The organism is Vibrio sp. 99-8-1 (assembly GCF_013114595.1).
In the GTDB taxonomy this organism is placed as follows: Bacteria; Pseudomonadota; Gammaproteobacteria; order Enterobacterales; family Vibrionaceae; genus Vibrio.
On record NZ_VTXE01000012.1, the window covers coordinates 14,282 to 26,616 of the forward strand.

General features: G+C 42.2%; 12 protein-coding genes. 7 read left to right on the top strand and 5 right to left on the bottom strand.

What is annotated here, in order from left to right; all coding sequences use genetic code 11:
* The first annotated feature begins 8 nt into the window (after positions 1-8).
* Entirely contained in the window at positions 9-482 is a 474-nt protein-coding gene (locus tag F0227_RS08340) for a TIGR02444 family protein (protein WP_171752733.1), read from the top strand.
* A 49-nt stretch (positions 483-531) separates the two neighbouring features.
* Here F0227_RS08340 and F0227_RS08345 read toward each other — a convergent pair whose 3' ends face one another.
* The gene (locus F0227_RS08345) at positions 532-1,128 is read right to left on the bottom strand and encodes a LysE family translocator (protein ID WP_171752734.1); all 597 of its coding nucleotides are present in this window, start codon (positions 1,126-1,128) and stop codon (positions 532-534) included.
* Between the two features lie 127 nt (positions 1,129-1,255).
* Here F0227_RS08345 and F0227_RS08350 point away from each other — a divergent pair, with 127 nt between their 5' ends.
* The 5 genes from F0227_RS08350 to crp all read left to right on the top strand — a co-directional run bounded on the left by F0227_RS08350 (position 1,256) and on the right by crp (position 5,648).
* On the top strand, positions 1,256-2,641 hold the full coding sequence (locus F0227_RS08350) for a PLP-dependent aminotransferase family protein (RefSeq protein WP_171752735.1): 1,386 nt from the start codon (positions 1,256-1,258) through the stop codon (positions 2,639-2,641).
* Positions 2,638-3,621 carry a hydrolase gene (locus tag F0227_RS08355; protein ID WP_171752736.1) on the top strand — a complete coding sequence of 328 codons (984 nt, stop codon included), beginning with the start codon at positions 2,638-2,640 and terminating at the stop codon, positions 3,619-3,621. The genes F0227_RS08350 and F0227_RS08355 overlap by 4 nt, the downstream gene beginning before the upstream one ends.
* Entirely contained in the window at positions 3,618-3,830 is a 213-nt protein-coding gene (locus tag F0227_RS08360; RefSeq protein WP_171752737.1) for a YheU family protein, read from the top strand. The genes F0227_RS08355 and F0227_RS08360 overlap by 4 nt, the downstream gene beginning before the upstream one ends.
* A gap of 69 nt (positions 3,831-3,899) precedes the next feature.
* Positions 3,900-4,769, top strand: a complete 870-nt coding sequence (locus tag F0227_RS08365) for a phosphoribulokinase (RefSeq protein ID WP_171752738.1) — start codon at positions 3,900-3,902, stop codon at positions 4,767-4,769.
* Positions 4,770-5,015: 246 nt separating this feature from the next.
* A complete protein-coding gene (gene crp / locus F0227_RS08370; protein ID WP_171752739.1) occupies positions 5,016-5,648 on the top strand; it encodes a cAMP-activated global transcriptional regulator CRP in 633 nt (210 codons plus the stop codon).
* A gap of 466 nt (positions 5,649-6,114) precedes the next feature.
* Here the strand turns inward: crp and groL are convergent, their stop codons facing one another.
* Together groL and F0227_RS08380 are read right to left on the bottom strand one after the other, a co-directional pair.
* Positions 6,115-7,761 (bottom strand): chaperonin GroEL, encoded by a 1,647-nt coding sequence (gene groL / locus F0227_RS08375; protein WP_171752740.1) that lies wholly within the window; start codon positions 7,759-7,761, stop codon positions 6,115-6,117.
* Between the two features lie 72 nt (positions 7,762-7,833).
* Positions 7,834-8,124: a co-chaperone GroES gene (locus tag F0227_RS08380; RefSeq protein ID WP_171752741.1), complete on the bottom strand. Its 291-nt coding sequence runs from the start codon at positions 8,122-8,124 to the stop codon at positions 7,834-7,836.
* A gap of 213 nt (positions 8,125-8,337) precedes the next feature.
* Between F0227_RS08380 and F0227_RS08385 the strand changes: the two genes are divergently transcribed.
* A complete protein-coding gene (locus F0227_RS08385) occupies positions 8,338-8,589 on the top strand; it encodes a DUF3624 domain-containing protein (protein ID WP_171752742.1) in 252 nt (83 codons plus the stop codon).
* Positions 8,590-8,634: 45 nt separating this feature from the next.
* Here F0227_RS08385 and F0227_RS08390 read toward each other — a convergent pair whose 3' ends face one another.
* Together F0227_RS08390 and argH are read right to left on the bottom strand one after the other, a co-directional pair.
* On the bottom strand, positions 8,635-10,119 hold the full coding sequence (locus F0227_RS08390; RefSeq protein ID WP_345775798.1) for an alkaline phosphatase: 1,485 nt from the start codon (positions 10,117-10,119) through the stop codon (positions 8,635-8,637).
* A 322-nt stretch (positions 10,120-10,441) separates the two neighbouring features.
* Positions 10,442-12,310, bottom strand: a complete 1,869-nt coding sequence (gene argH, locus F0227_RS08395; RefSeq protein WP_171752743.1) for an argininosuccinate lyase — start codon at positions 12,308-12,310, stop codon at positions 10,442-10,444.
* Positions 12,311-12,335: the final 25 nt, after the last annotated feature.

A 12,335-nucleotide genomic window follows, 5' to 3' on the forward strand; every position in this document is an offset into this window, starting at 1 on the left:
AACAATTAATGACAAAACCCGCTTCTTTCTCACTGACTATAGAACGTCTATGGCAATTTAGTTTGCAGTATTACAGTGTCAAAGGAGTTAAAGAAGCGTGTTTATCACTACAGAATAAGCATCACGGTAACGTCAATTTGCTGCTTTCCCTTAAGTGGTTAGATGAGCAAGGCTTCACCTTTAAACAAACTGACTGGCAAACAGTGCAACACTGCCTACACAGCACCGAAAACTTACTTCAGCAATATCGTGAAATGCGTAAAAAAGCCAAAGCGTATCTTCCTAGCTCTCTATATCGTGAATCGCTAGAATTTGAACTACTGCTAGAGAAACAGCAGCAATCAGATCTCGTCGATTGCATCAATGAACTTAATATTTATACCATCAACACCAATGACAGCAGCTCTCTTTCTCTTACGCACGATTACTGTCAGCAACTTAATGCGGAATACCTCTACTCCGCTTTCACTCAGGTTGACTGATCTTTCTTATTTCTCCATCAACAGTGTGTCTCTGTTTTCGGTTGATAAACTACCAAATAAACACCACACACAACGCCGTTAGCGTCCCCATACATTGATTAAACCTTCTCATCGATTTTTCACCTGATAACCAGCGGCCAATAAGCGTTCCGAAGCCAACCCAAATCGAAGAGGTATGCAGTTGAGTTACCCAAAAAATAACCGCGATACATAGGATAGACCACCAATAATTTGCTCCTGTAAGGGAGAATGATCCGATGGCAGTGACCATCATCATCCACGCTTTTGGATTCAAATATTGAAAGAGCGCGGCTTGTAGACATGACATGGGCTTTGCTTGTATTGAGTCATCACTCGTTTTGCTATCCGCCATAGCAATTTTCCACGCAAGATAAAGTAAGTAAGCACTTCCTAGCCATTTCATTATCTCTTGTATGACAGGGTAAGTTTGGAATACCACTCCAAGACCAGAAGCCAGTAATATCACCATGCTCATGAGGCCTAAGCCAATACCAACAAAATGAGGAATGGTCTTTTTGTAGCCAAAATTTGCACCAGAAGCCGTTAACATGACGTTATTGGGTCCTGGAGTTCCTGTCATCACAATGGCGAATAGGGCCACTGAGATAAAAAACTGCCATTCCATAAAGAGTTCTCCCTGAAAATTAAATTGTACCGATACAATTTACAAATATTTATTGATTTTTATACATTACGGTTACAAAATGACCTTAACAATTGCCTAAATAAAGATCAAAGGATTTATTGTCACCATGACAATCATAGATATCACTCTTGTTGATAACGAGTCTTCGCCAAAATATAAGCAGATAGCCGATGCCATCGCCGACAAGATAGAGTCTGGCCAACTGACATCAAATGATAAGTTACCAACTCACCGCGCATTAGCAGATAGTATTGGCGTTACGGTAGGAACGGTGACAAGAGCTTATGCCGAGATAGAGCGTAGAGGTTTGGTTGAAGCACGAGTCGGCGCAGGAACATTTGTTGTTGATAAGCAGAAAGTCTATTGGGCATTTGACCAACAAGATGACAATGGCGAGTGCAATTTCGGATTTAATATCCCACCATTGCTTGATCGTAGTGACATGATCAAAAATGCTTTAGATGCAGTGACCAGTTCGCCACAAGCACTTAACCAGTTTATGTTGTACCAAAAACCGACCGGGATCGATTCCCATCGAGAGATAATTGCAGGCTGGCTAACGAGTAATGGTCTCAATATGAATAGCCAACAGATGCTCTTTACCTCTGGTGCTCAGCATGGGGTACAAATGGTGCTTGATGCCTTTACCAGAGCAGGTGACACCATACTAGTGGAAAAGCTGACCTACCCCGGACTCATTAGCTTAGCTCGACAAAAGCAGCTTTCTATCAAAGGCGTAGAAATGGATCAGGAGGGCATAACGCCGCAAGCCTTAGACTCAGCCTGCCGACAAAACCAAGCACGATTTATTTACCTTACTCCTACGCTGCAAAACCCGACTACCGCAATAATGTCTCTAGAACGACGAAAAGCGATTCTCGATGTATGCAAAAAACACAATTTAATCGTTCTCGAAGATGACGTTAACGGGCTATTGCCAATTGATAGACCTCCTGCTTTAGTTAATTTAGATCCGGAGCAAGTTATTCATATTGGAGCCGTCTCTAAATGTTTGGCTCCCGGTTTGAGAGTAGGATATTTGCACGCGCCAGCAAAACTCTACCAGCCATTAAGTATTGCATTACAAAACCACAGCTGGATGGTTAGTCCATTACTGACAGCTCTTACTTGTGAGCTTGTTCAATCAAAACAGTATGATTTAATCGTCAATGAAATTCGCAAAGAGATGGCAGAGCGACTCGCATTAGCTCTTGAATACTTAAGCGAGTTTTCTCCGCGTTTTCAAACCAGTTGTTATCATATGTGGCTAACTTTACCAGAACAGTGGCGACTGACGGACTTTGTCACTCAAGCTAAACGCTGTGGGGTGATCGTAAAATCAGCAGAACTGTTCACTCCCCCTGCCGCTGCCATCGTTCCAGCAGTTCGGCTTGCGCTAAGTTCTCCAATAAATCAGCAGCAAATGAAAATAGGTCTTGTTAAACTACAAGAATTATTACAATCGCCACCGATTAGTGACTTCGATTTATGACCCAATTTAACCCAGTTATCGGCCTGAGCAACCCTCATATACAGACGATATTGCCAAGATTTATTCGAAAAAAACCACTTTTTCAAGCTAAGTGGCAAAGTATAGAGACCGACGATGGTGACTTTTTAGATCTAGCATGGAGCGAAGATTGGCAAAGCCAGCAAGCAAAGGATAAGCCTATTTTTGTTCTTTTCCATGGCTTAGAGGGTAGCTTTCATAGCCCTTACGCTAACGGCTTAATGAATGCATTTGCACAGTCTGGCTGGTTGTCGGTCATGATGCATTTCCGTGGCTGTAGCGGCAGGCCTAATAGGTTAGCAAGAGCTTACCACTCCGGAGAAGTTGAAGATGCGCGTTTTTTTCTCACTCATCTCAATACCCTATTCCCTCACCAGATTAAAGTAGCTACAGGCATTTCACTGGGCGGAAATATGTTGGTGAACTATCTCGCTAAATATCAGCATCAGCCCCTGCTTTCCGCGGCGACTGTCGTCTCTGCACCACTCGATCTAGCAGCATGCTCACAACGAATTGAACAGGGGTTCTCCAAGGTATATCGAAATTACCTACTCAGTTCGTTGAAAGCAAACGCCATTCAAAAACAGCACAAACTGCATCACGCCATTGGCATTACCACAAAAAACATCCAAGCAATAAAAACCTTGTATGATTTCGATGATAAACTTACTGCACCACTGCATGGTTTTAGCGATGCTAATGACTATTATCAACGCTGTTCTGGTATCAAGGTGCTCAACAATACGGCGATCCCCTTACAGGTAATTCACGCAAAAGACGACCCATTTATGACCGAGAAGGTCATTCCTGACTTCAAATTAAACAGTAATATTCATTACCGATTATGTCAGCATGGTGGTCATGTTGGGTTTATGACCGGCACAATTAACAAACCAAGCTTTTGGTTGGAAGATTACCTGCCACACTATTATCAGCATTACTTACAAGAAGAGAGATCATGATTGTTCCATGGCAACAAATAGCTCCTGAAACATTGGAAAACTTAATCAAAGAGTTCGTCTTAAGAGAAGGAACGGACTACGGTACTGAAGAAGCGACGTTGGAAGATAAAATTCAGCAAGTACATCTTTTACTACAACAAGGTGAAGCCGTTGTACTTTTCTCTGAACTTCACGAAAGTGTGGATATAAAACTAAAGCGTGAACTATGATTGTTTATTGTTCGACTTTAATGCCATAGACTAAAATAGAATCAGATCTTCATAACGACAAGGAATGTCATGTCAGCAAAACACCCAATTATCGCAGTAACAGGTTCTTCAGGAGCTGGTACTACAACCACATCTGAAGCTTTTCGTAAGATGTTCAGTATGATGGATATCAAACCAGCTTGGGTTGAAGGTGACAGCTTTCATCGCTTTACACGACCAGAAATGGATATAGAGATCCGTAAAGCCAGAGAGCAAGGTAAACACATCAGTTACTTTGGGGCTGAAGCGAATGACTTTCCAGCCCTAGAAAAATTTTTCAGAAAGTATGGTGACGAAGGTGTCGGTCAGGTTAGGCGCTATTTACACTCATTTGATGAGGCGGTCCCTTACAATCAAATGCCAGGCACCTTTACTCCATGGCAAGATCTACCAGAAAAGAGCAACGTATTGTTTTATGAAGGCCTACATGGGGGAGTAGTCGATGGTGACACTAACGTTTCTCAGCATGTTGATCTGCTCATCGGTATGGTGCCCATAGTTAACTTAGAATGGATTCAAAAATTTGTCCGAGACACTCGTGATAGAGGCCATTCACGCGAAGCCGTTACCGATTCCATCGTTCGCTCAATGGATGATTACTTAAATTACATCACACCTCAGTTTTCCCGTACCCATATCAACTTTCAGCGCGTACCAACCGTTGATACCTCAAACCCATTAAACGCGAAAGGTATCCCTAGTCTTGATGAGAGTTTTGTGGTGATTCGATTGCGTGGAATGAAAAATGTCGACTTTCCATACCTGTTAGCAATGATTGATGGCTCATTTATGTCAAGGCATAACACCTTAGTTATCCCCGGAGGAAAGATGAGCTTTGCAATGGAACTAATCATTAGACCGATATTGCAACAGCTAATTGAAACCGGCAAAATCGGTTAATTATTGTACAAACTTTTAGTTTACTTTTAATACCGTGATCATGTGCACATTTTTGCGTAACATATCACAAATTCAGGGCGATCAAAATCAAGAAATCGTCTGCAAAAAAGGATACTATTCTTAACCGATAGATAAAGAAGTAGCTTGCAGCTTCGAATAATTAAACCTATGCTAACCGCAAAGTTTATTGACGAGGCAGCAAAGGAACGCTGCTGAACAGACCCTGCATAAAATAGTGAGATAATTATGGTTCTAGGTAAACCTCAAACCGATCCAACTTTAGAATGGTTTCTTTCACACTGTCATATTCATAAATATCCATCCAAAAGTACGCTGATTCACGCTGGTGAAAAAGCGGAAACTTTATATTACATAGTGAAAGGCTCCGTAGCTGTGCTTATCAAGGATGAAGAAGGAAAGGAGATGATTCTTTCTTACCTAAATCAAGGTGACTTCATCGGTGAACTAAGCTTATTTGCAGAAGAGCAAGATCGTACCGCTTGGGTACGTGCGAAATCCCCTTGCGAAGTTGCGGAAATCTCTTTTAAGAAATTCCGTCAGCTGATCCAAGTAAACCCAGACATTTTAATGCGTCTTTCTGCTCAAATGGCTAACCGTCTTCAGGTTACAAGCCAAAAAGTAGGTGACCTTGCATTCCTAGATGTAACAGGACGTATTGCGCAAACACTTTTGAACCTTGCCAAGCAACCTGATGCAATGACCCATCCAGACGGCATGCAAATTAAGATCACTCGTCAAGAGATTGGTCAAATTGTTGGCTGTTCTCGTGAAACAGTAGGTCGAATCCTGAAGATGCTAGAAGAGCAAAACCTAATTTCTGCGCATGGTAAAACTATTGTGGTTTACGGCACGCGCTAGATATTAATAATCTAAGCACAACACCAAAAACGCAGCATTATTGCTGCGTTTTTTTATGGCATCTCTTTCTCTCTGTATCCATCACAAATTTCTTTTCCATTTTTAATCACCAATCTAGAATCCAGCGAATAGATAGTTAACAGCAACAGTAAACTCATTTTTGGCTGATCTATTTGCAGTAACAATCTTCCCTGCATAAACCAGACACGACAGTCTAGACAGATTGAAAAACCATACAGGCTATTGATTTATAAAAATAATTACCTTTAGATCGATCAACAAACAACTTTACAATCAAATTATTTGATAATCAATAAACCTCATTTTTAGCAAAAAAGTAAACCATGATTAATAACAACGCAGCTGAGAAATCAGTATTCCCCGCATAAAAAAACCGAAGCCAAAGCTTCGGTTTTTTGTTCACAATATTACTGTCAGCGGTAAACCGCTATCAATAACTCTTGGCTTACATCATGCCTGGCATGCCGCCCATACCACCCATGCCGCCCATATCAGGCATTGCTGGAGCATCTTTAGCTGGCATATCAGAAACCATAGCTTCAGTCGTAATCATTAGACCTGCTACCGATGCAGCAAACTGAAGTGCGCTACGAGTTACTTTTGTTGGGTCAAGGATACCCATTGCAATCATATCGCCGTATTCACCTGTTGCAGCGTTGTAACCGTCGCTACCTTCACGTGCTTTAACGTTGTTTGCAACTACTGACTCTTCGTCACCTGCGTTAGCAACGATTTGACGTAGTGGCGCTTCCATTGCACGTAGAGCAACGCGAATACCTACGTTTTGCTCTTCGTTTGCACCTTCAAGGCCAACAACTTTAGACGCTGCGCGGATAAGTGCAACACCACCACCGGCAACAACACCTTCTTCTACTGCTGCACGAGTTGCGTGTAGAGCATCTTCAACGCGATCTTTCTTCTCTTTCATCTCAACTTCAGTCGCCGCACCTACTTTGATAACCGCAACACCACCAGCAAGTTTTGCAACACGCTCTTGTAGTTTTTCTTTATCGTAGTCAGATGTCGCTTCTTCAACTTGTTGACGAATTTGAGCAACACGGCCGTTGATCATCTCTTCTTCACCAAGACCATCAATGATAGTTGTGTTCTCTTTAGTGATTGTCACACGCTTAGCTTGACCTAGATCTTCAAGCGTTACTTTTTCAAGCTCAAGACCAATCTCTTCAGAGATAACCGTACCAGAAGTTAGTACCGCGATATCTTGTAGCATTGCTTTACGACGGTCACCAAAACCAGGGGCTTTAACAGCCGCTGCTTTCACGATGCCACGCATGTTGTTCACCACCAATGTAGCTAGAGCTTCACCTTCAACATCTTCGGCAATAATTAGAAGAGGACGAGAGGCTTTTGCCACTGCTTCCAGAGTAGGAAGAAGTTCACGAATGTTAGAAACTTTCTTATCAATAAGTAGAATAAATGGGCTTTCAAGTTCTACCGCACCAGCTTCTTGATTAGTGATGAAGTATGGAGATAGGTAACCACGGTCAAACTGCATACCTTCAACAACGTCTAGTTCATCATGAAGAGCTTGGCCTTCTTCAACAGTGATAACACCGTCACGACCTACTTTTTCCATCGCTTCTGCAATGATGTTACCCACAGTCTCATCAGAGTTAGCAGAGATAGTACCTACTTGAGCAATAGCTTTAGTATCAGTACAAGGAACAGATAGTGTTTTAAGCTCTTCAACAGCAGCGATTACCGCTTTGTCGATACCGCGCTTAAGATCCATTGGGTTCATGCCCGCTGCAACGGCTTTTAGGCCTTCAGCAATAATGGATTGTGCAAGTACTGTTGCAGTCGTTGTTCCGTCACCAGCAGCATCATTAGCTTGTGAAGCAACTTCTTTAACCATTTGTGCACCCATGTTTTGAAACTTGTCTTCAAGTTCAATTTCACGAGCAACAGAAACACCATCTTTAGTAATGGTTGGAGCACCAAATGATTTATCTAGAACAACATTACGTCCTTTAGGACCTAGCGTTACTTTTACAGCATCAGCAAGAACATTAACGCCTTCAAGCATTTTTACTCGTGCGTCATTACCAAATTTTACATCTTTAGCAGCCATTTTGATTTCCTTTCCTAAAATCTATTTTTACTTTAATTTGTCGTTTAAGAGTGAATGTCTTAACGCTTACTTCTATTCAACGATAGCCATGATGTCATTTTCAGACATAACAAGAACTTCTTTACCATCAATCTTTTCAGTTTTCGTACCGTAACCTTCAGCAAAGATAACTACGTCACCCACTTTAACGTCTAGTGGCATAACAGAGCCGTTTTCTAGAATACGACCTTTGCCAACAGCAACTACCGTACCGCGAGTGGATTTTTCAGCTGCAGAGCCAGTTAACACGATGCCACCAGCAGATTTAGATTCAACTTCTTGGCGCTCAACGATTACACGGTCATGTAAAGGACGAATATTCATCTGTATTCTCTCCTGATATTGTTTATTTAATGAAAGTGCTGATTAATCAGCTTGTGACAGAGATGTGGGGGCGCAAATATATTTACCAAGGGCAGAGCCGCTTTTTTTTTGTGAAAGGAATCTCCTTTTTTGCCTTATCTTATCGATTGACTGCATTGCCTAAGTAAAAGCAGTGGTTCAGAATAAAAACATCTCTATCAGGCGAAGATAAATATGGCTTGTAATATCTGTAATGGTAATCATTGGTTCTGGCAAAAAATAGGCCGCTGCAAGCGATGTATGGATCAGCTCACTACTCTGTCGGTATTATGTTGGGTGGTGTGGTGGTTTACCTGCAAAGAGAACCCCAGTAGCGTGGAATCTATAGCTCTAATCTTTGCGGGTTTCGCTTTTAATGGTTTGTTGTTTTTGCATTTGTGGTTCCGTTTCGTCATCTTTCCGATGCGAAAACGAAATAAGAAGTGAGCCACTAACGGCTCACTTCTGTCGGTGCTTAATAAATAGATTTCTCTACTTAGCCAAGCTCAACGCTTCATTCATCACATGGTAAATGTAATTTTGTTCGATGACACCTTGGAATAAATAGGCTTGCGGGCCTCGAGCAAAGATCGCAACATCTTCACCAGAGTGAGTTTCAGATGACAACTTAATTAAAGATTGCTGCTTGTAATCCAATTGAGTCACCTGCTGCTGAGTCAAATCTGTACGAGCTCCATCCACTGCACCGGGTCCGTTTCCATAGGTTAACGTAGTGTATTTTTTACCTTGCTTATCGACACTGTACTTACCTTTAGACTTAGATAATCCCAAAATATTGTTACCACGCTGAGAATAACCGTTCATAACTAAAGTGTGAGCATGGTCTGCCGTAGCAATGATTAAGGTGTCTTCTAAGTTAGTGTTCTCTAGTGCCACTTTAATTGCGTCATCAAAAGCGATGGTATCCGCAAGTGCTCGCTTAGCGTTACCGTCATGGTGAGCATGATCAATCCTTCCGGCTTCCACCATCAACACATAACCTTCTTTATTCTTTGATAAGATCTCAATAGCTTTTGCGGTCATTTCAGCTAGAGAAGGTTCACCGTCACGTCGATCTTCTTCGTACTTCATATGACTACTTTCAAACAGACCCAATACGCGAGAGGTGTCGCTACCTAATTGATCAAACTGAGCTTTGTTATAGACATACTCGCCTTCCGGATAACGAGACTGCCAATCAGCAATAAGGTTTTTGCCATCTTTACGTTTGCCCTTTTTACCTTCAGGATCAATCATATCGTTTGGAATAAACTCGCGTCGTCCACCGCCCAATGCAACCTGAATGCCATCACCCTTATCAAACTGGATAAACTGGCTGGCAATATCTTGGCAGCCCTGATTTTTAGCAATATTTGGCACATCATGTTCCCAGTTACGATCAGCGCTATGAGCGTAGGTAACCGCAGGAGTAGCATGAGTTAATCTTGCCGTAGAAACAACACCCACAGACATTCCGCGCTCGGCGGCCATTTCCCATGCGCTGGTCGCTTCATTACCTAATGCCGTGTTACAGAAGCCACGTTGAACATTATCATTCACATTCAGCGTACCCGCTTTAGTTTTTACACCAGTCACCATTGCAGAGGCTGTACCAGCTGAGTCAGGAATCTGCATATCCGTATTGTAGGTTTTCACCAAAGCGGCATGAGGAAGGCTTTCCATAGACAAATTATACTCTTCACCCATCATCCCTCGACGTTGACCTTCAAAGATACGCGCCGCCGTTATGGTGCCGACACTTAAACCATCGCCAATAAACAGAATGACATTCTTAGCAGGTTTATCGATGGCTTTTGTCGCTTTGGCTTTTTCAATATTGCTCTCGGCTTGGCTATACCAAGCATCATTTTTTTGCGGTACCTCAACAGAATGGCTGCTACCTGTACCACTATTACTGCATGCAGATAGTGACAATACAATGCCACCCATAACAAGGGATAAATGACTTCCTTTCACTGATATTCTCCAAATTAATTATGTTGTTATGAACAGCAGAGAGACTAGATGGGGAATGATGAATTTAAATATCAGTTTCATTAAAGTTCGTTGAATAATTTATGAAGCAGAGATGACGAGAAAGAAATTGAAACGGTAAAGTCACAGATAGGCCAGAAAGAAAAAAGCCCCTAAACCAATATTGGTTAGGGGCCTTCTTAGATTCATCTAAGAAAAAGCAGTGGTACTAATTAAGACCGCCTTCCTTAGAAAATGTTCCCAAAAAGATCATCAAATTTTAATAAAATTTAAGAATTTACTAATGTACTTAAAAATCAATTAATTACGCAACACTTGAACGAGCAATTAAACGATCCGATAGTTCGATCTCCACCGCCACTTCATCGCATGCGTGGATCCTTGGGCACTGTTCACAATCTTTTAGTACTTTTTCTGGTAACAAACTCTTTGATGTCGCAATAAAGTTCTGGCGAATGAAAAACTCTGGCGTTCGCGTTAATACAAACACTTTTTCTATCGCCATCTGCTTGGCTTTTTCAATCACATATTGAACGATGGTCGCACCGTGATCGTGCCATCCTGCTTCAATACTCAATGAGCGTATCTCAGCCAAACCCGAATCATACACGTACAAGGATGCACAACCGATAACCGTACCCTGATGTTCTAGAACCGCAAACGAGCCAATGCTTCTATTTAGTTCACTACGAGAGATGGGTAAATTCTCACCAATACTTGCACCGTAAGTCACCATGCTCTCTAGTACATCAATATCCGTTAAACGTGCGCCCCTTACTTTAACACCGGAGGTATCGCGCTTACTTAATCGTTGCTGAGCCTGAGATACCGCATATTGAACTTGTTTTGGTGATACCCCGCCCAAGGCAGAACGTTTCTCAAGACAAGATTCAATGGTTAAAATGCTATAAACATCTTGTTCGATGCTAGCAGAAAATGTTTGTAACTCTTCAAGAGTCAGCTCTTCTAATGCACAACCTTTCTCTATCGCTCCAACTACCGCCACTCCAACAATATGGTGCGCTTCACGGAATGGAATGCCTTTCGCGACAAGGTAATCTGCTAATTCGGTAGCATTGGCATAGCCTTGTTTAGCCGCTTCCAAGGTACGCTCTTTATTAACATTCAAACCTTCAAAGCAGAGTACCGCCATTTCAATGCAGTCGTTCCATGTATCTAGTGCATCAAATAAGCCTTCTTTATCCTCTTGCATATCTTTGTTATACGCTAAAGGTAACGCTTTAACCGTCATCATCATCGCTGACATTGCACCGTATACTCGACCACATTTACCACGGATCAACTCAAGTGCATCAGGGTTTTTCTTTTGTGGCATCAGAGATGAACCTGATGTCACCGTATCTGCCAGCTCAATAAAGTTGGACTCACCTGAGTTATAAAAAATCATATCTTCAGCCAGACGAGACAAGTGCAACATAGAAATTGAAGCAATGGACATTAACTCCATGACATGGTCGCGATCCGATACAGAATCTAAACTGTTACGGGTTGCTCGGTGAAAGCCCAAATCTTTAGCCAGCTCTTCACGATCCATTGGATATGCGGTTCCCGCTAATGCTCCTGAACCCAAAGGACAGGTATCAAGACGATGAATAGCATCACCTAAACGAGAGTGGTCACGTTCAAACATCTCGACATAGGCTAAACACCAGTGAGCAAAAGTCACGGGTTGAGCACGTTGCAAATGCGTATATCCCGGCAGTACCGTATCTTGATGCATTGCCGCCACTTCAACCAAGTGGTTTTGTAATCGGTCTAACGCAATAAGAAGTTGTTGCCCCTGTTGACGACACCAAAGTTTTAAATCTGTGGCGACTTGGTCATTACGAGAACGGCCAGTATGGAGCTTCTTACCTAAGTCCCCTACTTTTCCAATTAGCTTCTGTTCGACCCAGCTATGAATATCTTCGGCATCCGACTGTAAAATCTGACGAGGATCTTGCTGCACTTCACCATGAAGTTCATTAAGCGCAGACTCTAATGTCTGCTGCTCTTGCTCAGACAGTACATTGACTGACAATAATGCTTTTGACCACGCAATTGAGCCAACAATGTCTTGCTCAGCCAATCGGTAATCAAAGCGCAATGAATCATTGAATTCTTTAAACCGAGTATCTGCTGCTTGGGTAAATCTTCCGCCCCATAATGCCATTGTTTATCTCCTGCTCGCTTTCCGC